Annotated in this window: 22 protein-coding genes; 5 read left to right on the forward strand and 17 right to left on the reverse strand. The window is 65.9% G+C overall.

The window, feature by feature from the left end; genetic code table 11:
• Positions 1–62: 62 nt before the first annotated feature.
• The 5 genes from HUW43_RS08820 to HUW43_RS15855 all read right to left on the reverse strand — a co-directional run bounded on the left by HUW43_RS08820 (position 63) and on the right by HUW43_RS15855 (position 4,164).
• Positions 63–1,547 (reverse strand): NAD(P)(+) transhydrogenase (Re/Si-specific) subunit beta, encoded by a 1,485-nt coding sequence (locus tag HUW43_RS08820; protein ID WP_188237055.1) that lies wholly within the window; start codon positions 1,545–1,547, stop codon positions 63–65.
• A 1-nt stretch (position 1,548) separates the two neighbouring features.
• On the reverse strand, positions 1,549–1,830 hold the full coding sequence (locus HUW43_RS08825; protein WP_120219471.1) for a proton-translocating transhydrogenase family protein: 282 nt from the start codon (positions 1,828–1,830) through the stop codon (positions 1,549–1,551).
• 337 nt (positions 1,831–2,167) lie between these two features.
• Positions 2,168–2,779, reverse strand: a complete 612-nt coding sequence (locus HUW43_RS08830; RefSeq protein ID WP_188237056.1) for a fasciclin domain-containing protein — start codon at positions 2,777–2,779, stop codon at positions 2,168–2,170.
• A gap of 130 nt (positions 2,780–2,909) precedes the next feature.
• Positions 2,910–4,031 carry an NAD(P) transhydrogenase subunit alpha gene (locus tag HUW43_RS08835; protein WP_188237057.1) on the reverse strand — a complete coding sequence of 374 codons (1,122 nt, stop codon included), beginning with the start codon at positions 4,029–4,031 and terminating at the stop codon, positions 2,910–2,912.
• Positions 4,032–4,041: 10 nt separating this feature from the next.
• Positions 4,042–4,164 (reverse strand): hypothetical protein, encoded by a 123-nt coding sequence (locus HUW43_RS15855; RefSeq protein ID WP_262926794.1) that lies wholly within the window; start codon positions 4,162–4,164, stop codon positions 4,042–4,044.
• A 239-nt stretch (positions 4,165–4,403) separates the two neighbouring features.
• Between HUW43_RS15855 and HUW43_RS08840 the strand changes: the two genes are divergently transcribed.
• The gene (locus HUW43_RS08840; RefSeq protein WP_188237058.1) at positions 4,404–5,834 is read left to right on the forward strand and encodes a sigma-54-dependent transcriptional regulator; all 1,431 of its coding nucleotides are present in this window, start codon (positions 4,404–4,406) and stop codon (positions 5,832–5,834) included.
• 272 nt (positions 5,835–6,106) lie between these two features.
• Here the strand turns inward: HUW43_RS08840 and folP are convergent, their stop codons facing one another.
• The 7 genes from folP to glmM all read right to left on the reverse strand — a co-directional run bounded on the left by folP (position 6,107) and on the right by glmM (position 13,212).
• Complete coding sequence (gene folP, locus HUW43_RS08845; RefSeq protein ID WP_188237059.1) at positions 6,107–7,237, reverse strand: dihydropteroate synthase; 1,131 nt, start codon at positions 7,235–7,237, stop codon at positions 6,107–6,109.
• 92 nt (positions 7,238–7,329) lie between these two features.
• Positions 7,330–8,469, reverse strand: a complete 1,140-nt coding sequence (locus HUW43_RS08850; protein WP_188237060.1) for a site-specific DNA-methyltransferase — start codon at positions 8,467–8,469, stop codon at positions 7,330–7,332.
• Between the two features lie 239 nt (positions 8,470–8,708).
• Complete coding sequence (locus HUW43_RS08855; protein ID WP_188237061.1) at positions 8,709–9,605, reverse strand: oxidoreductase; 897 nt, start codon at positions 9,603–9,605, stop codon at positions 8,709–8,711.
• A gap of 27 nt (positions 9,606–9,632) precedes the next feature.
• Positions 9,633–10,229 (reverse strand): ribonuclease HII, encoded by a 597-nt coding sequence (locus tag HUW43_RS08860; protein ID WP_223181399.1) that lies wholly within the window; start codon positions 10,227–10,229, stop codon positions 9,633–9,635.
• A gap of 142 nt (positions 10,230–10,371) precedes the next feature.
• Complete coding sequence (thiD, locus tag HUW43_RS08865) at positions 10,372–11,520, reverse strand: bifunctional hydroxymethylpyrimidine kinase/phosphomethylpyrimidine kinase (RefSeq protein WP_188237062.1); 1,149 nt, start codon at positions 11,518–11,520, stop codon at positions 10,372–10,374.
• Entirely contained in the window at positions 11,521–11,754 is a 234-nt protein-coding gene (locus tag HUW43_RS08870; protein ID WP_188237063.1) for a DUF1272 domain-containing protein, read from the reverse strand.
• A gap of 120 nt (positions 11,755–11,874) precedes the next feature.
• Positions 11,875–13,212: a phosphoglucosamine mutase gene (gene glmM / locus HUW43_RS08875; RefSeq protein ID WP_188237064.1), complete on the reverse strand. Its 1,338-nt coding sequence runs from the start codon at positions 13,210–13,212 to the stop codon at positions 11,875–11,877.
• A gap of 169 nt (positions 13,213–13,381) precedes the next feature.
• On the opposite strand from glmM, the gene HUW43_RS08880 reads away from it, so the two are divergent.
• Together HUW43_RS08880 and HUW43_RS08885 are read left to right on the forward strand one after the other, a co-directional pair.
• Positions 13,382–14,629: a dicarboxylate/amino acid:cation symporter gene (locus tag HUW43_RS08880; RefSeq protein WP_188237065.1), complete on the forward strand. Its 1,248-nt coding sequence runs from the start codon at positions 13,382–13,384 to the stop codon at positions 14,627–14,629.
• A complete protein-coding gene (locus HUW43_RS08885) occupies positions 14,626–15,621 on the forward strand; it encodes an aldo/keto reductase (protein WP_188237066.1) in 996 nt (331 codons plus the stop codon). Before HUW43_RS08880 ends, HUW43_RS08885 begins: the two co-directional genes overlap by 4 nt.
• A gap of 131 nt (positions 15,622–15,752) precedes the next feature.
• Here the strand turns inward: HUW43_RS08885 and HUW43_RS08890 are convergent, their stop codons facing one another.
• From HUW43_RS08890 to HUW43_RS08905, 4 genes are all read right to left on the reverse strand, one after another.
• Entirely contained in the window at positions 15,753–16,454 is a 702-nt protein-coding gene (locus HUW43_RS08890) for an NnrU family protein (RefSeq protein ID WP_188237067.1), read from the reverse strand.
• A 189-nt stretch (positions 16,455–16,643) separates the two neighbouring features.
• Entirely contained in the window at positions 16,644–17,945 is a 1,302-nt protein-coding gene (locus HUW43_RS08895) for an amidohydrolase family protein (RefSeq protein WP_188237068.1), read from the reverse strand.
• Positions 17,942–19,354: an amidohydrolase gene (locus HUW43_RS08900; RefSeq protein ID WP_188237069.1), complete on the reverse strand. Its 1,413-nt coding sequence runs from the start codon at positions 19,352–19,354 to the stop codon at positions 17,942–17,944. Before HUW43_RS08900 ends, HUW43_RS08895 begins: the two co-directional genes overlap by 4 nt.
• Before the next feature lie 3 nt (positions 19,355–19,357).
• Positions 19,358–20,941 carry a peptide MFS transporter gene (locus HUW43_RS08905; RefSeq protein ID WP_188237070.1) on the reverse strand — a complete coding sequence of 528 codons (1,584 nt, stop codon included), beginning with the start codon at positions 20,939–20,941 and terminating at the stop codon, positions 19,358–19,360.
• A gap of 181 nt (positions 20,942–21,122) precedes the next feature.
• Between HUW43_RS08905 and HUW43_RS08910 the strand changes: the two genes are divergently transcribed.
• Entirely contained in the window at positions 21,123–21,704 is a 582-nt protein-coding gene (locus tag HUW43_RS08910; protein WP_188237226.1) for a nitroreductase, read from the forward strand.
• A 71-nt stretch (positions 21,705–21,775) separates the two neighbouring features.
• Positions 21,776–22,123 carry a GntR family transcriptional regulator gene (locus HUW43_RS08915; RefSeq protein WP_120219486.1) on the forward strand — a complete coding sequence of 116 codons (348 nt, stop codon included), beginning with the start codon at positions 21,776–21,778 and terminating at the stop codon, positions 22,121–22,123.
• Between the two features lie 185 nt (positions 22,124–22,308).
• On the opposite strand, the gene HUW43_RS08920 is transcribed toward HUW43_RS08915, so the two are convergent.
• Positions 22,309–24,144: a tetratricopeptide repeat protein gene (locus HUW43_RS08920; RefSeq protein WP_188237071.1), complete on the reverse strand. Its 1,836-nt coding sequence runs from the start codon at positions 24,142–24,144 to the stop codon at positions 22,309–22,311.
• Between the last annotated feature and the right edge of the window lie 85 nt (positions 24,145–24,229).

Raw genomic sequence — 24,229 nt, forward strand, 5'->3', positions numbered from 1 at the left:
CGCTGACAGCCTTGGTCAAGGCCGGTGGCGGCCCTCGGCCTGCGCGAGGGCGACGTGTCAACTCAATGCCCGCTTCCGCCGATCGCTTTCACAATGTCATCGGCCATCTTCTTGGCATCGCCGAGCAGCATCATCGTCTGGTCCATGTAGAAGACGTCATTGTCGACGCCGGCATAGCCGACCCCGCCCATCGAACGCTTCACGAACAGCACCGTCTTCGCCTTTTCGACGTCGAGCACGGGCATCCCGTAAATCGGCGATGACTTGTCGGTCTTGGCCGCCGGGTTGGTGACGTCGTTCGCGCCGATGACGAAGGCGACGTCGCACTGCGCGAACTCGCCGTTGATATCCTCCAGCTCGAACACCTCGTCATAGGGGACGTTCGCCTCGGCGAGCAGCACGTTCATATGTCCCGGCATCCGCCCCGCGACGGGGTGGATCGCATATTTGACGTTGACGCCTTCGGCTTTCAGCAGGTCGGCCATCTCGCGCAGCGCGTGCTGCGCCTGCGCGACCGCCATGCCATAGCCGGGGACGATGATGACATTCTCTGCCTGGGTCATCAGGAACGCCGCATCCTCGGCACTGCCCGGCTTCCACGGCCGCTGTTCCTTCGCGCCGCCCGCGCCCGCCGCCGCATCATCCCCGCCAAAGCCGCCCGCGATCACGCTGATGAAGCTGCGGTTCATCGCGCGGCACATGATGTAGGAGAGGATCGCGCCCGACGAGCCGACGAGCGCGCCGGTGATGATCATCGCGCTGTTGCCCAGCGTGAAGCCCATCGCCGCCGCGGCCCAGCCCGAATAGCTGTTGAGCATCGACACGACGACCGGCATGTCGGCGCCGCCGATCGGGATGATCAGCAGGAAGCCGATGGCAAAGCTCAGCGCCGTGACGGTCCAGAAAACCCAGGGCGACTGGTCGAAGGTGAAATAGGCGACAAGGCCGATGATCGCGGCGAGCGTGCCGAGGTTGATGACATGCCGCGCCGGCAGCATGATCGGTGCGCCCGACATATTGCCGTTGAGTTTCAGAAAGGCGATGACCGACCCTGAAAAGGTGATCGCGCCGATCGCGATGCCGAGGCCCATTTCGATGCGGCTGACGGTGTAAATCTGCCCCGCGGCATCAGCGATGCCGAACGCCTGCGGGTTAAGATAAGCCGCCGCCGCCACGGCAACGGCGGCAAGGCCGACAAGGCTGTGGAACGCCGCGACAAGCTGCGGCATGGCGGTCATCGCGATGCGGCGCGCCATGACGATGCCGATGACCGCACCGACACCGATCGCCGCAAGGATTTCGATCAGCGCCACGCCGTCGAGCGCCCCGCCATCGACGCGCGGAACGTGCGTCAGCAAGGTCGTGACGACCGCGATCGTCATGCCGATCATGCCGAAACGGTTGCCGCGCTGCGACGAGGCCGGCGACGACAGGCCGCGCAGCGCAAGGATGAAGAAGACGCCCGACACCAGATAGGCGATCGCCGCCCACGGGTTCACCGCGCCATGATCGCCGGTCGCGGCGGCGAGGATCAGCTGAAAATCCATCTCAGCGCTCCTTCTTCTTGTACATCGCCAGCATCCGCGCGGTGACCGCGAAACCGCCAAAGATATTGATGCTCGCCATCACCACCGCAGCAAGGCCGAGCCATTTCGACGTTGCCGATCCCGCCGCCGCGGCGGCGATCAGCGCGCCGACGATGATGACCGACGAAATTGCGTTTGTGACGCTCATCAGCGGCGTGTGCAGCGCCGGGGTCACTGACCAGACGACGAAATAGCCGACGAAACACGCCAGCACGAAAATCGAAAAAATGGCGATAAAATCCACGGCGCGCTCCCCTGCTGATTCCGCTTGGCGCACCTCTTGCCGTGGCGGCGCCAGCCTGTCGACTCCTAAGCTGTCAAAAAAGACGCGCCAATGTTTCGTCAGGCAAGGAATATGGGCGCGGTTCGACATAAAGTTTCATGGGCGCAGGATCTGGCTTCGGCATGGGATGGATGGAATGGCGGCTTTGAGGTGGGAAGCGGCCTTAAAGCCATCCGCCCTCCCGGGGAGAAGATTGGGAGACGGGAACGCATCAAACCCCTTCTCAACAGGGTCCGGTCGGCAACCGGGCGAAACCCGCCTCACCCACCCGCCGCGCGGCAGCGAGCAGACCAGTCGCCTACATTCCGGGCAGCAATACCGCGTCGATCACATGGACCACGCCATTCGCCTGCGCGACATCGGCTTGCGTGACGATCGCCTTGTTGCCCGACGCGCTGGTCAGCAGGATCGAATCGCCCGATTTGCGCACCATCAGTTCCTGCCCGTCGACGGTTTTCAGCGTCAGCTGCCCGCCCGCAGCGTCGATCTGTGCCCCCAGGTCGGCGGCGGTCAGCTTGCCGGGGACGACGTGATAGTTGAGCACACCCGCAAGCACGCTTTGCTGCGCCGGGCGCATCCACCCGTCGCGCGTCACCGGCGGCACTTGCGTAAAGGCGGCGTCGGTCGGGGCAAAGAGCGTGAAGGGTCCCTCGTTCGACAAGGTCTGCGTCAGACCGGCCTGCGTCAGCGCGGCGGCAAGCGACGTATGAACCGGCGACGCTGCGATATTGTCGGCGATCGTCTTTTCGGCGGCCATTCCGCCCCCCGCCGCGTCGGCGCCGATCGCATCGTCCACCCCCTTCGTCTCGGCCGACGTTTCCGGCTCGCTGCTGCACGCAGCGACGCCGAGCGAAAGAGCGGCGACGGTCAGGGCGAGCGAGGGAAGAAGGGCAAGCTTTGCGCGCGGCATCTGGCAATCTCCGGTTGTTGCGGCAATGGGCCGAAAGGCATCTGCCCTATAGTAGCCAGGCGCCGGATCAAGCAAAGGCCGTAATCGGCCATTGCCGACGTTTATTCCGGCGACCGGCGATCCGCCACGATCACCCCAGCAGCCGTTCGTTGACGACCTTGCCGCCCTGCGTCAGGCGCACGGCATTGCCGATTTCCTCGTCGAGCACGGGCCTGCCCGCCTCCTTGTCCCAGAAGGCCGACAGGAAGTTGAACAGGTTGCGGCTGAACAAGGCGCTGGTGTCGGCGGGCATCAGCGCGGCGATATTCTTTGCGCCGATCACGGTCACGCCATGGATGCGCTTGGTTTCGCCGGGCACCGATCCCTCGACATTGCCGCCGCTTTCGGCCGCCATGTCGACGGTGACGCTGCCCGGGCGCATCGTCGCAAGCTGCGCGTCGGAGATCAGCCGCGGCGCGGGGCGTCCGGGGATCAGCGCGGTGGTGATGACGATGTCCTGCTTGGCGATGTGCGACGAGACAAGCTCAGCCTGCGCCGCCTTATATTCGTCGGACATTTCGGTAGCATAGCCGCCCGCACCTTCGCCCTCGATCCCGGCGACATTTTCGACGAAGATCGGCTTCGCGCCGAGGCTGAGAATCTGCTCCTTGGTCGCCGAGCGCACGTCGGTCGCGCTGACCTGCGCGCCCAGACGCCGCGCGGTCGCGATCGCCTGCAACCCCGCGACGCCGACGCCCATGACGAACGCCTTGGCGGCGCTCACGGTACCGGCAGCGGTCATCATCATCGGGAACGCCCGGCCATAGGCGTTTGCCGCCATCAGCACCGCCTTGTAGCCCGCAAGATTTGCCTGGCTCGACAAGATATCCATCGACTGCGCGCGCGTGATGCGCGGCATGAACTCCATCGCCAGCGCCTCGATCCCCAGCTTCGCATATTCATCGACGCGCGCGCGTTCGCCAAAGGGATTGAGCGCGGCGGCGAGCCAGGCGCCTTCGGCGAAGCCCGACAGCGTCGCCGGGTCCGGCCCCTGGATACCAAGGATGATGTTCGCGCCCTTCAATGTCGCGGCACGGTCGCCGAGTTTCGCGCCGGCCGCTGCATAGTCGGCATCGGCAATCGACGCGGCCTCCCCCGCGCCAGATTCGATCGCAACTTCGGCGCCCAGTGCTATGAATTTCTTGACCGTTTCGGGGGTCGCGGCGACGCGGGTCTCGCCAGCGGCGAGCTCTTTCAGGACAGCGATGCGCATATCGGTTATGTCAGGACGCGATAAGGAGGACGACAACGAGCGTCACAATCCCGGTCAGGATCGTCCCGACCTTCAGCAGGCTGAGAAAACCCGAATAGGTTTCGTTCGCCGACTTCATTTCCTGCTGTCCCATCGTTTTTCCCCTTCACCCGTCCCGGTGACCACGCCCAGCGCGCCGCCCGGTATCGCCAGAATCGGCCGTCGCGCCGGTCTTAGCCACGCCCATGACGATGCTCAATAGCCGGTTTGGGGTGTTCGGGCCGGCATGGCAAAAGGCGAACGGCCTTAATCGCCCTTTTACCCCTCGCGGATAGAAAGGGCGCTCACGTCAGCAATATGATGCACAGCGCTCCAGGGGGCAGATTCGATACCATGGCAAGCACGCGCGATACGCGAATGGTGATGATCGTCGACAGCGAGCCTGCGCAGCAGCGCTTCCTCTCGGCGCTCGTGTCGCGCGGCGGCTGGCGCAGCGTCATCGCCGCCGACACCGATACCGCCCTCGCCAGGCTGGGCACGCAGGAAGGCATGGCGCTCGACGCCGTGCTCATCGACCAGGGCGCGCCGGGCATGGACATCGCCCAATTCGTGATCGAACTGCGCCGCTGGCGCCCCGCGCTTCCGCTTGTCGTCATCACGATGCGCAACGGCGTCGAGGTTGCGGTCGCCGCGATGCGCGCCGGGGCGAGCGATTTTGTTCAAAAGCCCATCGCCCCCGACAGGTTGCTCGAAGCGCTCGACCGTGTGATGGCCGACGGCGGCCCGCAGGGCGAACTGCGCCCGCTCACCGAAAAGCTGCGCGCGCCGCTCGCATTCGAGGAAATCATCGGTTCGAGCCCCAATTTCCGCAGCGCGCTCGCCATCGCCGCCAAGGCCGCGCGCGCGCGTGTGCCGGTGATGATCAACGGCAAGCCCGGCACCGGCAAAGAGGTTTTTGCGCGGGCGATCCATGGCGCCAGCCCCCGCGCGCGCGGGCAGCTGGTCATGGTCGATTGTTCGGCGGTGTCGCCGGGCCTTATCGGATCGGGGCTGTTCGGTCACGAACGCGGCGCTTTTCCAGGCGCCTTCGACCGACAGATCGGTCGGCTTGTGCAGGCTGACGGCGGCAGCCTCATCATCGACCATGTCGAGTGCATCCCGCTCGACACACAGGCCAAGCTCGTCGAGTTTCTGAACACGGGCGAAGTGCAGATGATCGGCGGGTCGATCCGCCAGACCGTCGATGTGCGGATCATCGCGACCAGCGCCAGCCCGCTCGACAAGCTGATCGAGGCAGGCCATTTCCGCGAAGACCTGTTCTATGCCCTGTCGAGCGCGCAGCTTACCCTGCCTTCGCTCAGCGAACGCCGCGGCGATGTCGGCCCGCTCGCGCGCCACCTGCTCGCGCGCATCGGCGGGTTGCCGGGCATGGGGCCGATCGGCATCACCGACGATGCGCTGCGGCTGCTCGCCGCCTATGCCTGGCCTGGCAATGTCCGCCAGTTGCAGGACGTGCTGTTCCGCGCCGCGGTCGGCAGCACCACCGACGTGCTGACCGCCGCCGACTTCCGTGCGATCGAGGCGACGCTTGGCGGCGGCACCGCCAGCGATAGCGAGGTTGCGATCAATGGCGAGGCGATCGGCGTGACGCTTTACCTGCCCGATGGCAATCTGCGTCCGCTCGAAGAGATCGAGGCCGACGTGATCCGCCTGGCGATCGGCCATTATCGCGGCCGCATGAGCGAGGTCGCGCGCCGCCTCGGCATCGGTCGCTCGACCCTCTATCGCAAATTGAGCGACCTTGGGATCGATACGGCGGCGTAACGCCGATCAAGGCAATCTGCGCCGCGGTTGAATCCGTGCCGCCTTGCGGTTCCCTTATCCTATGGCACCGGATTGCAGGGTGGCCCAGCGCCCCGCGGTCGGCTGCATCCGCATGCAAGCTCAGGCGGACCACCGCCGCCAATCGCGCGTCGGCAGTGCTCGTTGTCGCCAACGCCCAATAATGCCGAACGCTTAAGTTCATGTGCGGCAATTGCGAGTCAATCGCGCCCGCAAGCGGCTGAACGCCGTCGGCATCGCCGACAGCGACCGACTCAACCGGTGAGCGCCGCGTCGCGCAGCCCGCGCCACATTCGCAGCGCTTGCCGGTTCTCGGCAATATCATGCACGCGCAGCAACTGCGCGCCCTGCGCCGCGGCATGATAGTGCAGCGCGACCGTCCCGCCGAGCCGCTGGTCGGCCGCCGCTTCGTTGTCGAGCGCGCCGATCAATCGCTTGCGGCTCGCGCCGAACAGGATCGGACAGCCGAGCGTGTGGAACAGCGCAAGGCCGTTCACAAGCGTCAGATTGTCGCCGACGCCCTTGCCGAACCCGATCCCCGGATCGACGATGATCTTCGCCGGGTCGACCCCCGCCGCCTTGCACGCGGCTAGGCGCTCGGCGAGCATGTCATAGACGTCGAACAGGGCGTGCGCATAAGTCCCGCCCTGATGCGGATCGCTCGTCGCCGACGGAGCGTGCATCAGCACCACCGGGCAGCCCGCCTGCACCACCACCTCTATCGCGCGGTCGTCATAGCGCAGCGCCGAAATATCGTTGACGATGCTTGCCCCCGCCGCGAGCGCCGCCTCCATCACTGCCGCCTTGCGCGTGTCGATCGACACCGCAACGCCGCCTTTCGCCAGCGCCGAAACGACGCCCTCGATCCGCTGGATTTCGTCGCCTTCCCAGACAAGCGGCGCGCCGGGTCGCGTCGATTCCCCGCCCACGTCGATGATCGCCGCCCCCGCCGCGCCCATTGCGAAGCCCGCGTCGATCGCCGCCGCGGCATCGATATGCTTGCCGCCGTCGGAAAAGCTGTCGGGGGTGACGTTCAAAATGCCCATCAGCTGGGGTTCGCCCAACCGGATGGTGCGTTCGCCGAGCTGGAGAGTGCCGCGCGGCCGGGTGACGCCCGCGCGCTGCGCTTTTGCCGCTTCACCCAGCCGGTCGGGCATCGCGGCGATCCAGCCGTCGAGTTCGGCGACGGGCACGACCGCTGATTTGACCACATCATTGTCGCGCAGGCTGACCTGCCACGCCGCGAACCAGACCATCGTGTCGGCGATGCGCAGCGCGCCCTCGTCCAGCTCGTGCGGGCGATCGATGAAGCAGGTGGGGCGGCAATAGATGCGCGCGGCCTCCCCGCTTTTGCCGAGATCGGCTTTGGTCAGCGGCTGGAACATCGGTTTTCCTTATGCCTTTGGCCGAAAAACGGCCCGTGCTCCCGCCTTCGCGGGAACAAGGGGTTCTCCCGCTCAACGCTTGTCGAATATTCTTACGCCTCGTTCGCCAGCAGCCAGTCCTGCCGCACCGCGTCGATCACGCGCAGTTCCTTGCCGGTATCGACATGCCAGAACGTCCAGCCGTTGCAGCTCGGCGCGCCCTGCACAAGTGCGCCGACCTTGTGGATCGACCCCGGCGCCTGACCTTCGCAATCGAGGCTGCCGTCGACGCGGACGCTGGCCTTCCAGCGCCGCTTGACGTCGGTCAGCACGGTTCCCGGCGCGATCATGCCGCATTCGACCAGCGTGCCGAAGGCAACGCGCGTCGCCGTCTTGGGCGCCATCATCGTCTTCACCGCGCTTTCGTCGAGCGGCAGCGCCATCTCGATGCGCTCCTTTGCGGCGGCGATATAGTCATTCTCGCGCTCGATGCCGATGTAGTGGCGCCCCAGCCGCTTGGCGACGGCGCCCGTCGTGCCGGTGCCGAAGAAAGGATCGAGGATCACGTCGCCGGGATTGGAGCAGGCGAGCAGGATACGATAGAGAAGCGCCTCGGGCTTTTGCGTCGGGTGGACCTTGTGCCCGTCCTTCTTGAGCCGTTCCTGCCCGCCGCAGATCGGGATCAGCCAGTCGCTGCGCATCTGAAGTTCGTCGTTGAGCGTCTTCATCGCGCGATAATTGAAGGTATAGCGCGCCTTCTCGCCCATCGACGCCCAGATCAGCGTTTCATGCGCGTTGGTAAAGCGCGTGCCCTTGAAGTTGGGCATCGGGTTCGCCTTGCGCCACACGATGTCGTTGAGGATCCAATAGCCTTGATCCTGCAACGCCGCGCCGACGCGGAAGATATTGTGATAGCTGCCGATCACCCAGATGCTGCCGCCGGGTTTCAGAATGCGCTTCGCTTCCTTCAGCCACGCATGGGTGAAGCGGTCATAGGTCGCCAGGCTGTCGAACTTGTCCCAATCATCGTCGACCGCATCGACCTGGCTGCCGTCGGGGCGGACCAGGTCGCCGCCAAGCTGAAGATTATAGGGCGGATCGGCAAAGATCATGTCGACCGACGCCGCAGGCAGACGGCGCATCATCTCGACGCAATCGCCCTGCAGGATGCTGTCGAGCGGCAGGTCCGCGGGGGCAACCCTGGGCATCCGCTGCTTCGTTGCCGGCGCCTTCACCCGTTCCATCACACCCATAAGTCACCCCGCTCTGCGATCGAAAGAAGCCCCTGATGAGTCCGGCAGAGTCCGCCGTCAAGCCAGGGATTCTAGGGATTCCCGGTGTCCTAATGGTTAACGCGGCAGGAACGAAACGAGTCCCCCACGACATATGGAGTCCGCCGCGACGCAGAGACTCAACCTCTGGTGGTGTGGCGGGAAGGACTCACCGGTGAAAAAATAAGGCCCCTCCCCTTCAGGGGGAAAGGGTCGGACCATCATATCCCCGGATCCACCCCGGTCAGATCGATCGACCGTTCCCACAGTTCGCGCGCCAGTTTCGGATCGCGCGCCGCGCGACTGGCGCGCGCCGGGCCCGACCACCCCGTCACTTCGCCCAGTCCCTGCGGCCCCAGATAATCCCCGCCCTGCACATGCGCGCCCGTGGCGGCTTGCAAGGTCGGCCACGCCCCCTGCGCCGCGCTGTTGAAAAAGGGCGCGGCGAGCGGCGTCATGTAGCGGAGCGGCAACGGCAGATGCCGCTGCAATTCGGTAAGTGCGACGCCGGGATGACATCCGATCGCCTGCGTCGCCCGCCCCGCGGCGCCCAGCCGCCGGTCGAGCTCGAACATATGCAGCAGGTTCGCCAGCTTGCTCATCTGATAGCGCGCCCAGTTGTGATAGCTGCGCGCCGCCGACAGGTCGCTGTAATCCATCTCGCCGCTTTTGTGCGCGATACTGCCGGTGATGACGATGCGGTCGTCGACATGGCGATGCACCAGTCCGGTGAAGGCGAAGGGGCCAAGATGATTGACCCCGAATTGCAGTTCGTAACCCTGCTTCGTCAGCGTCCGCGGCGGAATCATCACGCCGGCATTGTTGACCAGCACGTCGATCCGCGGCCCCGCGAGCACCGCCGCGGCTGCGTCCCTCACCTGGTCGAGATCGGCGAGGTCGAGCGGCTGGAACGACAGTTCGGCATTGGGCAGATCGCCGCGGATTCGCGCCATTGCGGCTGCGGCCTTTTCCGCATCACGGCATGCGAGCACAACATGCGCGCCGCGCGCGGCCAGCGTGCGTACGACCTCGAACCCGATGCCGGCATTGGCGCCGGTGACCAGAAAGCGCCGTCCGATTTGCGGCCCGACATCGTCGGCGGAAAATCCCCTGCTCATCGCCTTTCCCTCTCAGGCTGCGGGCGGTCAGACCAGTTGCAATTGCGCGACCGGGGCAAAACTGAACCGGTGGTGCGGCGTCGGCCCATATTGGCGCAGCGCCGCCAGATGCTGCGCCGTACCATAGCCCATGTTGCTCTCCCATCCAAAGGCCGGATAATCGCGCGCCGCCGCGATCATCAGGCGGTCGCGATGCTGCTTGGCCAGGATGCTGGCCGCCGAAATGCAGGGATGCAGTGCGTCGCCGCCCACAATCGCGCGCGCCTTGTAGCGCCAGCGGGGCAGCCGGTTGCCGTCGACCAGGATTTCGTCGGGATCGATCTCCAGCGCTTCGACCGCGCGCGTCATCGCGAGAAAGGTCGCCTGCAAAATGTTAACGCTGTCAATTTCGGCAACGCTGGCCTCGCCGATGCCCCAGCGGCAGCGCGCCCGGATTTCGGCTTCCAACGCAATGCGGCGTTTGGCGGACAGTTTTTTGGAATCATCCAGCCCGGCGATACCTTCTTCACAAAGCAGCACCGCCGCCGCGACCACCGGCCCCGCAAGCGGGCCGCGCCCGGCTTCATCGACACCGACGATCATGTCCGCCACCACGGCAAGCCGGGTTTCAAAACCCGTTCGCATCGAGCCCTTCGACTACCCTGGCGGGCGACCGCGATAGAGATCGGCCTTTGGCCGAAGTCGCGATGCCCGCCGACGTGACGCTTGCCATGCGCGCGTGTGGACGTTGCCGGACACAGCCGGGCCAGCTCGGGGTAGGCGACAGCTATATCCGCCACGGCGGATACCTTCGATATTCACCCGCTTGATACAGGCACAGCCCGTTGCCCGCCGGATCGGTCAGCCGCGCCTCGCGCCAGCCCCAATCCTGGTCCTTCGGCATCTGGTCGAACCTTACCCCGCGCCGCGCCAGATAGGCGACCCACGCATCGAGCGCGCCGCTCTCCAGACAGGCCACCGCGCCGCCCGCCTTGCCATCGCCGACATGGACCGACAGGGTGACCCCGTTCGCCGCCTCGAACCGCGCGTAACCATTGTCGGGGCTATCGACGATCTGCGTCAGCCCGAGTTGTTTGTAGAATGCAACCGATGCGGCATAGTCCCGCGCTGGCAGCGTGATCTGGTTGATCGCCGGCCCGGTGAACAGCCCGTCGTTGCGCACCATCTGCTGCCCCATCGGACCATGCCCCTGCCCCAGTCCCGGCGCATCGAGCAGCGCGAGCCGCACGAAATCGCGCGCGCGCGCGATGGCGGGTTCGAGCGGCATTCCCTGCGCAAGCCCGGTCGCAATCGCGCTCGCGAGCGTGCAGCCGGTGCCGTGGCTGTGCGGCGTGTCGATCCGCGGCGCCTCCCAGCGCGCGACCTCGCCCTCGCTCGCTTCAAGCAGCCGGTCGGTCACCGTTTCGCCCTCGGCGTGGCCTCCCTTGACGAGCAGCGAGCAGCCGTGCGCAAGCACCGCCTCCTCGCCGCCCAGCGCTTCAAGTTCGGACAGGTTCGGCGTCGCGACCATTGCGCGCCGCAGCAGCGCATGGAAGGCGCCGATCGTCGTCGCGTCGGCAAGCACCGATCCGCTCGTCGCGACCATAACCGGGTCGAACACCAGCGCCGCATCGGCCAGGTCGGGGCGCGAAAGACGCTCCGCCACCGCCGCCGCGGTTTCGGCGCCGCCGATCATGCCGATCTTGACAGCGTCAACACCGATGTCGGCCACGACGCTGTCGATCTGCGCCAGCACCATGTCGCTCGGCACCGGATGCACGCCCTGCACGCCCAGCGTGTTCTGAGCGGTGATCGCGGTGATCGCGGTCATCGCGTGCCCGCCGAGCATGGTCACCGCCTTGACGTCGGCCTGAATCCCCGCGCCGCCGCCGCTGTCCGATCCGGCGATGATGAGGACGCGCGCGGTGGTCGCCACCTAACCCCGTGCCCCCGGATGCCGCCGCTCGGTCGACGCCGGAAACTTCGCCAGCGCCGCGCCTTCGCGCAGCGGACGGTCGAGCAGGTCGCCGCCGCAATTGGGGCAGCGTTCGTCGAGCTGATCGGCGCAGTTCGCGCAAAAGGTGCATTCGAACGAGCAGATGAAGGCGCCGTGGATGTCGGCGGGCAAATCGCGTCCGCAGCGTTCGCAATCGGGTCGCATTTCAAGCATACTCAAAACATCCTTCAAAATCCGTTTGGGCCGAGCTTGTCGAAACACCGCATTTTCTTTGGACGCGGAACGACGAACGGCCCTTCGACAAGCCCAGGGCGAATGGAGGGATAATATACATCAGGTCGCCGCGGCGCGGACGGCGTCGCAGATCATGTCGACGACGCGCTCGACCTCGCCCGCATCGTCGCCCTCGGCCATCACGCGGATCAGCGGCTCGGTGCCGGAAGGCCGGATGACGAGGCGCCCGCGGCCGTTCAGCGCCGCCTCTCCCTCGGCAATGGCGGCTATGACGTGCTTGTCGTCGAGCGGCTTTCCCCCTGCGAAGCGGACATTCTTCAACAGCTGCGGCACGGCGTCGAACTGGTGCAACAATTCGCTCGCCGGCCGCTGTGCCACGACGAGCTCGGCCAGCAGCTGGAGCGCCGCCAGCGTGCCGTCGCCCGTCGTCGCATGATCCGACAGGATCATATGTCCCGACTGTTCGCCGCCGACGTTAAAGCCGCCCTCCTTCATCCGTTCGAGCACATAGCGATCGCCGACCTTGGTGCGTTCCAGCCGCAGCCCCCGCCCATTCAGAAAGCGTTCAAGCCCCAGGTTCGACATCACCGTCGCAACGACGCCGCCGCCCTTCAGCCGTCCCTGCCGCGCCCAGCTTGCACCGATCAACGCCATGATCTGGTCGCCATCGACGATCGCCCCCTTTTCGTCGACCACGATCAGCCGGTCGGCGTCGCCGTCCAGGGCAATGCCGATGTCGGCGCCGCTCGCGACGACCGTTTCCTGAAGCAGCGCGGGTGCGGTCGATCCGCATTTGTCGTTAATGTTAACACCGTTCGGGTTCACCCCGATCGCGACCACGTCGGCGCCCAGTTCCCAGAATACCGTCGGCGCACTGTTATAGGCGGCGCCGTTCGCGCAATCGAGCACGATACGCAGCCCGTCGAGGCGCACCGTTTGCGGCAAGCTCTGCTTCACCGCGTGGATATAGCGTCCGCGCGCGTCGTCGATCCGCTTGGCGCGCCCGATATGCGCGGCGTCGGCGAGCCGCGGCGATTTGTCCAGCAATCTTTCGATCGCCGCCTCGTCGGCGTCGGAGAGCTTGTATCCGTCGGGACCGAACAGCTTGATGCCGTTATCATGATAGGGGTTGTGGCTCGCCGAGATCATCACGCCCAGGTCGGCGCGCATCGAGCGTGTCAGCATTGCGATCGCCGGGGTCGGCATCGGACCGACCTGCACCACATCCATACCGACGCTCGTAAAGCCCGCGACGAGCGCATTTTCAAGCATATAGCCCGACAGCCGCGTATCCTTGCCGATCACGACGCGATGCTTGTGGTCACCGCGCAGGAAATGCGCGCCCGCCGCCATGCCGACGCGCATCGCGACTTCGGCGGTCATCGGGGCCTTGTTTGTCAGCCCGCGAATCCCGTCGGTTCCGAAAAATGTGCGCATGCCACCTCTGTTGCTCGATCCGCGCCCCGGCACGGCGTCCTGTGACGCCGCGGCCCCATGGGGGCAATGTCCGGCCCAAAAACCGGTTCCCGTTTCGTCTGCAAGCTGCTCTAAGTCACGCTCAATTGCTTGGCAAGCTGACCACAACGAAGCGTGGGGAGAATCCGTCTTGAAATCCGCCTGGTTCATCCTTTCGGCGCTCGTCGCCGGAATGTTTCTGGGGATCGGCGTCGACATTGCCGCGCCCGGCGCCGCGACCGCGTCGCTCGCCTTTGTCGAACCCGTGGGTCTTCTCTGGCTCAACGCGCTCAAGATGACGATCGTGCCGCTGGTCGTTGCGCTGCTCATCACCGGAATCACAGCGACCGCCGACGCGGCGCGCGCGGGGCATCTCGCCAGCCGCGCGGTGATGACCTTCCTCGCCGCAATCATCCTCTCCGGGCTGATGTCGCTCGCGCTGACGCCGCTGCTGCTCCGCCTGTTCCCGCTGTCTCCCGCCGCGGCGGCGGCGCTGCGCGACGGACTTGGCGGCGGTGGCGAGACGCCGCCATCGCCGACCTTTTCGGATTTCATCCTGGGTCTCGTGCCGACCAATCCGATCGCAGCGGCGGCCGAAACGGCGATCCTGCCGCTTATCGTCTTTACCACCGTCTTCGCTTTCGCCATCACCCGCCTCGAACCCGTCCAGCGCGCAACATTGTCGGGGCTGTTCAAGGCGCTTGGCGACGCGATGCTCATCGTCATCGGCTGGGTGCTCGCGCTTGCGCCGCTCGGTGTTTTTGCGCTGGGATACGCGCTCGCCGTCAAGGCCGGACTCGCGGCGTTCGGCGGGCTTGTCCATTATGTGCTCATCGTCTCCGGCATCGGCGTCGCCTGCATCATCCTCGCATTGCTGCTTGCCCTGTTCGTCGTGCGCATCCCCCTTACCCGTTTCATACCCGCGATGGTGCCGACCCTTGCCGTGGCGATCAGCACGCAAAGCTCGCTCGCCAGCCTGCCCGCGATGCTTAAGGCGTCGGAAGACCTCGGCGTCGATCCAAAGAAGGCCGATGTCGTCCTGCCGCTCGCGGTTGCGCTGTTTCGCTTCACCAGCACAGCCATGAACCTCGCGGTGGTCATTTACGTGGCGACGCTCTTCGGGCTCGAATTGACACCATGGGAAATGGCGGCCGGACTCGCGGTTGCAGTCGGCGCGGCGTTGAGCGCGGTCAGCCTGCCAGGGTCGATCAGCTTCGTCACCTCGATCGCACCCATCGCCACCGCGATGGGCGTGCCCGTCGCCCCGCTCGGCCTGCTTGTCGCGGTGGAAACTTTCCCCGACATATTCCGCACCGTCGGCAATGTCGTCGCCGATGTCACCGCGACCCGCTTCGCCGCTGGCGAAGACGCGCACCCGCCCACAGGAGAAAGGCCATGAAATATCGCACGCTGGGCCACGGCCTCGCCGTTTCCGCCATCGGCATCGGTTGCATGCCGATGATCAGGGGGGGCAACATCCTTTATGGCGAGGCGGCGGATCTCGACGAATCGACGCGCACCATCCACCGTGCGATCGACCTTGGCGTCACCTTTTTCGATACCGCGCAAATCTATGGCCCGTTCAGCAACGAGGAGCTGCTGGGCCAGGCGATCAAGGGCAAGCGCGACGGACTGGTCATCGCGACGAAGTTCGGTTTCCGGTTCGAGGGCAAGCAGATCACCGGTGTCGATGGATCGCCCGAAAATGCGCGCAAAAGTTGTGAAGGCTCGCTTCGGCGGCTCGGCATCGACACAATCGACCTTTTTTACCAGCACCGCGTCGACCCCGACGTGCCGATCGAGGAAACCGTCGGCGGGATGATGGAGCTGGTGAAAGAAGGCAAGGTCCGTCACATCGCGCTTTCGGAAGCCGGTCCCGAAACGCTGCGCCGTGCCGCCGCGGCCGCGCCGATCACCGCGTTGCAAAGCGAGTATTCAATCTGGGAGCGAGAGGTGGAGGACGACATCCTGCCCGTCTGCCGCGAACATGGCATCGGCTTCGTGCCCTATTCGCCGCTTGGGCGCGGCTTCCTCGCGGGCGCGGTGCGCAGCCGCGATGATCTACCCGACCATGACTGGCGGAGGAACGATCCCCGCTATTCGGACGAAAACCTCCCTGCCAACCTCGCGATCGTCGATGCGATCGGCGCGGTCGCCGCCAAGCATGGCGCGTCAAAGGCGCAGGTCGCGCTCGCCTGGCTGCTCGCGCAGGGCAAGGACATTGTCCCCATCCCCGGCACCAAGCGCCGCGCGACGATGGAGGACAGCATTGGCGCCGCCGACATCACGCTGACCGCCGCCGACCTCGCGGCGATCGACGCCGCCGCGCCCAGGGGAGGCACGAGCGGCCCGCGCTATGGCGAACAGGGAATGCGGATGGTGCGGCTTTGACTGCTTCCGGCCGGAAGCGGCCATAACCGGAAACGAAGGACCCTTCGCTGAAGGGGATGAGCCTAAACCCCCGCCACGTCCCGTCGCCACCCCACGGCGGACCTGCAACGCCCCGTGTCTGGCAGGAAAAACTATTCCACCCAGCGCCAGATCCCGGCGACCATATAGCCGAGCGCCCCGTGCGCCCAGCTCGCCGCAAGCCAGACGACGAACCCGCCCAGCAGCGCGTGCGCGCGCGGCATGGCGTCGCTCCACGGCGCGGCGCCGCCAAGCTGCCGCGCAAAGGGAATGAAGCTCGTCCGTGCCGCCCAGCCGCGCCACGCGTCGCCCATCAGCCGCGCCTTCTTGACGTCCTGCCCCGCCGATCCGGCAAGTGCGAGGAAGGCGATCATCGCCGACAATATAATCTGCCCCGGCGTCGGCATCACCATGACATGCGCCAGCGCCCACAAGGCAAAGCCCCACATCATCGGATGCCGCGTAATCGCGAACACGCCGCGCGGCGCCGCGGCGGCGGCCTTTTCGGCACCCGGCGCCGCCAGCGCGGGATTGCCGACCAGCGATCCCACGAACAAGATGCTCGCGAACAGCACGATCATCGACGCCAGGATCCACAGGCCATCGCCGACCGCCCACAGCGGCGGCTCGGGCGGCATCCCGCGCCACGCCTGCACCACCAGGATGAAGGTCGCGATCGCAACGATCGAATAGACGATCTGGAACCCCCGCTCGCCCAACCGGCTCGCCAGCCCCGCGCGCAGCGGATGCGACAGCAGCAAATGGGTGCCGACGAACAGGACGCAGGTGGTAATCAGCAGCGACATCGGTTGCATGGCGGACACCCTGGCTGGTCGTTAATCCGTTCGCGTCTTCGACCGCTGATCCTTCAGGCGAGTCGCGATGTTTGCAGTGACAACATCTTGGACGACAAAGATAACATCGTCAACATGGTGTCGGACAATGAGCTATATATATGCCCCAACACGCCACCCCGGCGGAGGCCGGGATGACGAAACCAATAGCTATCTGTCATACGCCTTCGGCAGCGCGCCCTCCTGCGGCGTCGCATAACGATCGCGCAGGCGGTCCTGCCGCGTGGTCAGCGACTGGGCCTTGCCGTCGATCCAGATCGCGACGGGTCGGCTGCCCAGTTCGAGCGGGTCGTCGTCCCAGATCACGACATCGCCCGCCCGGCCGGGACGCAACGATCCGATGCTGCCGTCCATGCCCGCCGCCCGCGCGGGCGCGCTGCTGATCGCGGCAAAGGCCTGGTCCCACGTCATCCCGCTTGCACCGGGAAGGCGCGTCAGCCCCACGAGATTGCCCGCATATTGCGTCGCATACCCCATCTTGTGCGCATCGTCGTCGTCGAACACGCCGACCGATACATCGACCCCCGCGGCCTTCAGCCGCCCGGCGTTCGATTGCGTCGCCGCCAGCCTTTCGAAACTGTCGGGCAGATCGCTCAGCGGCGAGACGAGCACGGGCACCTTCGCTGCGGCGATCTCGCGCGCGACGAGCCAGCCGTCGGTGACGCCGACGAGCACCAGCTTCATCGCCGGAAACTCGCCCTTCAGTTTCAGCACATTGACGATATCCGCGGCGCGGTCGACGCGCACGAACAGCGGCGTCGTGCCGTTGATCACGCGCACCAGCGCCTCGACATCGGCGCGCTGGAGCATCGCGTCGTTTCCCCATTCGGCGAGTGCCTCGGGATTGCGGGCATAGCTGCGCGCCGCCAGCAATTGTTCGCGGAAGAGCAGGAAGGTCGCCGCGCGGCTGCCGCCCGCCTTTGCCGATCCGTCCTCGCCAAACGCCACAAATTGCAAAGCCCGCGGCTTGGTGACCATATCCATGTCGTCGGCCAGATCGACGACCGCGCCCTGCCCGGCGAACAAATTGCTGCTGCCGCCCGGCACGACGATGGCGCGCGTCACCCCCGACGCGCGGTTGACCGCGACGGGCGACCCCATCGGGTTCAGTGCAGGCGCAATGTCGAGCCCCGCGGAAAAGCGCGTGCGCGGCGCCGAACGGTCGTTGGTGCCGCTGACCGCATCGACCTCGACCAGCCCGACGCGGCTGAACGCCGCGACGATGCCCGGCGTCACATAACGCCCCTCGGCATCGACGCGCTCGATGCCCGCAGGCACCGCGACGCCGGCACCCGCCGCGACGACTTTGCCGCCGCGCACGACAACAGTGCCGCCCTCGATCGGTGCGCTGCCGTCGCCGATGACGAGCCTGGCGTTGGTGATGGCGATGTCCTGGGCGGCGGCGGGAAGCGCGATCAACGCCGCCGCCGAAAGGAGAAGCGTGCGCATCATTTCACATCTCCCTCACCCGGCTGCCCCAGTTCGAAATCGCTCACCGGACGACGTTTCGGGTCCATCGCGTCGAACATCAGCGCGCCGTCGATCCACACTTTTTCAGGGCGGGTATAGGCGCTGAACGGATTGCCGTTCCACAGCACGACGTCGGCCATTTTTCCGACTTTCAGGCTGCCCGTCTGTTCGGAAATGCCCAGCGCCTTGGCCGGGTTATACGACAGCCAGCTCCACGCCACCGCGTCGCTGACGTCGATGCCCATGCGGCGTCCGGCCTTCAGCGCCTTCGCCGCTTCCTGGTTCAGCCGCTGGATCTGGTTCGCATCATCGGAATGGACGATCGCGCAGGCGCCCGCCTTGTGAACCAGCGGGACATTTTCGTTCACGCTGTCATAGGCTTCCATCTTGAAGCCCCACCAGTCGGCCCACATCGCCGAACAAATGCCCTCTTTCGCGAGCAGATCGGCAATCTTGTAGCTTTCGACCGCGTGGTGAAAGGTCGAAACCTTGTAACCAAACTCCTTTGACATATCGATCACCAGCGCCATTTCGTCGGCGCGGTAGCAGTGATTGTGGATCAGGATTTCGCCCGCCAGCACCCCCGCAAGCGTTTCCATCGCCAGGTCGCGGTCCACCGCCTTGCCTTCGTCCATTTTCTTTTTGTACGCGGCTGCCTTTGCCCAGGTCTGGCGGTTGACCGCGAAATTGCCCATGCGGGTCGAAGGCATCCGCCCCTTGCCGCCATAGACGCGCTTCGGATTCTCGCCGCACGCCATTTTCAGGCCATAGGGCGCGCCCGGGAACTTCATCCCCTGCACCGTGCGCGAGGGCACATTCTTGAGCGTGATCGACCGCCCGCCCATCAGGTTCGCGCTGCCCGGCAGGATTTGCAGCGCGGTGACGCCGCCGTTCGCCAGTGCGCGGCTGAACCCCGGATCCTGCGGCCAGACGCTATGTTCGGACCAGACTTCGGGCGTCGTCGGCGACGTCGCCTCATTGCCGTCATCATGCGCATCGACGCCGGGCGAAGGATAGTCGCCAAGGTGGCTGTGAATGTCGATGATACCCGGCGTGACGAACTTGCCGCTGCCGTCGATCACATCGTAACCCGCCGGGACCAAAGTGTCGGCGCCGCCCACCGCTTCGACCTTGCCGCTCGCGAACAGCACGACGCCATCGTCGATCCGCCCGCCCTCGCCGTCAAAGATCGTCACCCCGCGCACCGCCGTCGGCCGCCCCGGATAGGGCGTATAGGTCGACGGATAGGGGTTCTTGTCAAACTTCACCGGTTTGTCGGCGCTGGCGGCGGGTTTGTCCCCCGCCGACGCCGTTGTCTTGCCTGTCGCCGCACAGCCGACGAGCGCCAGCGATACCGCAGCCAGCAGGCCGCCTTTCACGCCAGTCCTCATGGATTACACCCCCTTGGGTTCGGGATGGACGCCTGCGGCCTGCGGCTCGGCCAGTTCCTTGCTGCCCGCCAGTTCATCGGCGTCGCGCAGCGTGTCGAGGTGCATCAGCTTCCTGATCAGCGGCGATACGACGATCACCAGCACGCCAAAGCCGATCGCCCACAGGCCGATCGTCTGATAGACGTCGAGCACCAGCGCCTTGCCCGCGCCTTCGCCACTCGCCCTTTCGGAACCCGTCGCCGCGGCAATCAGGCCCGCGGCGAAATTGCCCGTTGCAGAGGCGAAGAACCACGTCCCCATAATCAGGCTCGCCATGTGCGCGGGCGCCAGCCGGTTCATCGCGCTGAGCCCGACAGGCGACAGGCAGAGTTCGCCGGTCGTGTGGAGCAGATAGATGAGGAAGATGAACAGAACCGGGGTGGCGTTGCCCATGCCGACCGCTTCGGCGCCCCATTTGAGGACGAGGAAGCCGAGGCCGAGCTGGAGCATCGCAAGGCCGAACTTCGCGGGCGCCGACGGTTCCATGTTGCGGCGGCCCAGCCACGTCCAGAGCGCCGCGAACAGCGGCGCCAGCAGGACGATATAACCGGCGTTGAGCGACTGGAACACCGATGCGGGCACTCCGGCACGGTCGACATAGCGATCGGTGAACAGGTTGAGCGACGACCCCGCCTGCTCGAACAGCGCCCAGAACAGGATCGAACCCAGGATCAGGAACATCGCGGCAAAGATGCGGTCGCGATCTTCCGACGGCAGCTTCACCACCGCGGTGAAGATGACATAGGCGACGAGGATCGCCCCCGCAACGCCGAGCAAGGTGCCGACAACCGCCTGATTCTGCACCATCCACCAGCAGACGCCGACGGCGACAATGCCGACGATGTAGAGCAGCCATTCGAGCTTGATACCCATCACCGGTGCGGCAAGCTTCGCCGGATCGGGCGCTTCGCCGCGGCCGAGGAGCAGTGGCTTGCCCCAGATAAAGACGATCAGGCCCAGCAGCATCCCGAAGCCCGCGGCGCCAAACCCATAGGCCCAGCCATAGGTTTCACCGAGATAGCCACAGAGCAGCGAACCGAGGAAGGCGCCAAGATTGATGCCCATATAGAAGATCGTATAGGCCCCGTCGCGGCGCACGTCGGTGCGCGGATAGAGCTGGCCGACGATCACCGAGATATTGGCCTTGAGGAAACCCGAACCGACGATGATGAAGGCGAGCGCCAGCCAGAAGATGTTGAGGCTGGCGGGATCCTGCCCGCCGTCGCCTTCGAACCCCATGATGAAATGACCGAAGGTCAGCAATATTGCGCCATAGAGCACCGCCTTGCGCTGCCCCAGCCATTTGTCGGCCAGATAGCCGCCAAGCACTGGCGTTATATAGACGAGCGCCGTGTAAGCGCCGTAGATGACGCCCGATTCACTGTCCGAAAACAGCCAGTGCTTCGTCAGGTAGAAAATCAGCAGCGCGCGCATCCCGTAATAGGAAAAACGCTCCCACATTTCGGCGAAAAAGAGGACGAAAAGCCCCTTCGGGTGGCCGAGGAACGTCCCGGCGGCATCCCCGTGCTGGGCATAGGCTTTGGTCATGGCGACCCTTCCCTGGATATGATGTTGGCCCCGGAAACGGGGCAGATGGCGGTAACACTAACGCAAAAATTGCGTATGGGAAGAATCTAATTGCGCGCGAAACCATCGCGATCGGGACGGACAATGTTGCGAACCGTTCGCAACACTTGCGCATCGCGGCGCAAAAGGCCACATGGCGGCCATGTTCAACGACACCTCCTCGCTCCTCGCCCATCTCGCGACCCGCCGTTCGGGCAAGGCCCGCGACATGGTGGCGCCCGGCCCCGACGCGGCGCAGCTTCGCCGCATCATCGCGCTGGCGCTCCGCACGCCCGACCATGGCAAGCTGGCGCCCTGGCGGATCGTCACCGTCGCAGACGATCAGCGCGCCGCCTTCGCCGCGCTGCTCAAGCAAGCATGGATCAAGGAAAATCCCGGCGCTGCCGGTATGGATCTCTCGGCGCTCGACCAGTTCGCGCATCAGGCGCCGACCCTGCTCGTCCTCCTCTCCACGCCGGTCAAGGACGCCAAGATTCCGGTGTGGGAACAACAGATGTCGGCGGGCGCGGTCGGCATGAACCTGCTCCACGCCGCACACGCGTACGGTTTCGTCGGCAGCTGGCTCACCGGCTGGGCCGCCTACAGCCCCGACGTCGCCGCAGCATTCGGCGCGGGCGAGGGTGACACGATCGTCGGCTATTTTTTCCTCGGCACCCCAAGCGCCGCGCTGTCCGAACGCCCGCGGCCCGAATATGACGATGTTGTTCGCAGCTGGGACATTTAATGTCGTCGTCACGGCACAATGCGAAATAAGTGGCATTTGACTGTGCTGCTGTCTTATGGCATTAAGTCGCCATGCTCGATCAACCGAAACCCGTTTATCAGCGCCTGCGCGACGTGATTGCCAACGCAATCCTCGACGGCACCTATCGCGACGGCGACATGCTGCCATCGGTGCGCAGCCTCGCCGCTGACGAGGGTGCCAATCCGCTCACGGTCGCCAAGGCGTATCAGACCTTTCAGGACGAAGGGCTGGTTACGGTGAAACGCGGCGTCGGCATGTTCGTCGCCGACGGAGCGACCGATCGCCTGCGCGATCTGATGCGCGAAGATTTCCTGACAAATGTGTGGCCCCCGGTCGCGCAGCAGATGCGGCGCATCGGCCTTGATGCGCGAAGCTTGCTGGATTTGACCGAGGCCTGATCCTTTCGACCGTTTTTCCGGGGGGAGCGGCCGTAGCCCTTTCCCCCCAGGGGAGAGGATAGCGCAGCTTGCTTCGCCAGGAGTTGACCAAGCTTGAAGAGGGGGACCCGCGAGTCCCGACACAACTTCGCTGAAGGGGAGAGGGCCGCCATGACCGCTTGCGGTCGACACCGGCCTCACGCCCGCTACTGCCCGATCTGCGCCGCCTTGTCGCGCAAGTCCGCCGCCGCCTGCCGCTTTCCCCGCCGATCCAGCAGCGCGGCGTAAAATGCCATGATGCCCGCGTTCAGCGGCTGCAGGCGATAGGCGCGGTCGATCAGCGGCAGCGCGCGCGCGTCGTCGCCCTTGGCGGCCCACGCGCGTGCCAACTCGCGCAGGATCACGACGTCGCGGTCGCCGATCCGGCGGCGCACGCGTTCAAAATGCGTGATCGCTGCGTCCCAATGCCCAAGGTCCATCGCCAGATGGCCCGCGATCCGGTCGGCGGCGATGCTTGATGGCTGGCGGTCGCGCAGCGCCATGATTGCCGCGCCCGACCCCGCCGCGTCACCGGCGCGGTAGAGCGCATTCGCGAGGCGCAAGGTGGTCCGCTCGCCCGCGTCCAGGTCGCGCGCGGCGCGATATGCCTCGACCGCCAGCGCATAGCGCCCGCTAGCCAGCGCGGCATCGCCGAGCAGAATATGCGCGTCGGCGACGCCCGGATTGGCATCGCGCAGCCGGATCGCGCGTTCGATTGCCCGCGCAGCATTGCCTCGCGCCATGTCCGCCGAGATCGCCGGAATCGCCTTGGCCGGATCGAGCGGAGCGGCGTCGGCGGCCATCGTCAAAAGGGTGTAATCGCCATCGACGGCAAAGGGCACCGCCTCGCCGCGTGCCAGCGTCGCGGCGCGTGCCTGATAATCGGCCGATTCGATATCACGCCCCTGATCGGCCGCCGCGCGCGCCGCAAGCAGCAGCGACCAGCTATCGGCATCGGGCCGCGCGACGATCGGACGCAGCGCCGCCAGTGCTGCCTCGGCATCGCCCCCCGCCCATTCGGCTGCTCCCAACAGGCGCCGCGCGGTGAAATTATGCGGCTGATCGATGAGCAGCCGCTCGGCCCAGCTCGCCGCGATCGCCTCACCGCCCAGTTCGAGTTCAGTTACGGCGCTCAGCAGCATGAACCCCGGCTCGGCGTCGAGCGCGCCGCGCGTGCGTTGCAGCAGGCTGCGCGCGAGCGGATAATTTCCCGCGCGCGCCGCGAGCACAGCCTGGAGATAATATATCCGCGGCTCGCGCGGGACGATCTGCGCCGCGCGGCGCAACGCCGTCAACATGTCGCGATAGCGACCGAGGTCGCCAAGCGTCGCCGCCTGGTCGATCAGCGCAGTCGCATTGTCGGGATCGACGGCGAGCGCCCGGTCGTACCAGCCCAGCGCCGCGCCCAGCCCTTCGGCCCTCCGCACCAGATTGGCCTTGTAGGCCAGTGCGGCGCTGTTCGCCGCATCGAGTTCGATCGCATAGTCGACGGCATCGCGCGCGCCGCGCGTATCGGCGCTGGCGTCGCGAAAGCGCGCGACATCGACCCACAGCGCGGAGCTGCGCGGCAACTCATGCACCGCGCGGTCATAGGCGTCGCGCGCCGCCTCAAGATTCCCGTTCGCAAGGTGGACGTCGCCCGCGACCCACGCGGCCTCGCCCATCATTTCGGGAATGATCGGCCCCGCGTCGAGCGCCGCAAGCGCGCGCCGCCCGTCGCCCTGCAAGGCATAAGCGCGCGCGAGCAGCGGGCGCAGCGCCGCCGCATTCGCCCCCACCGCGAGCGCGCCCTTCACCGCCGCTTCGGCGCCAATGCCGTCGCCCAGCCGGATCGCAACCCGCGCGAACGCGACGCGGTGCGCTATGTCATGCGGATCGTCGGCAATCGCCGCTTGCAGCGAGGCGCGGCGCTGTTCATCGGCGTGGCGCGGCGTGTCGATGCCCGCACCGTCGCACGCGCCCAGAACAGCCGCGAGCAACGCCCCGAACAGCGGGCCTCTCATCGCTCGTCACCCTGAACATGTTTCAACGTCCATGGCCCGGCTTTTCCGCTGGCTCGGCGCCACGCAAAAGCCAGGGTGACGGATG

The sequence above is a fragment of the Sphingopyxis sp. LK2115 genome, from assembly GCF_014595975.1.
Taxonomy (GTDB): domain Bacteria; phylum Pseudomonadota; class Alphaproteobacteria; order Sphingomonadales; family Sphingomonadaceae; genus Sphingopyxis.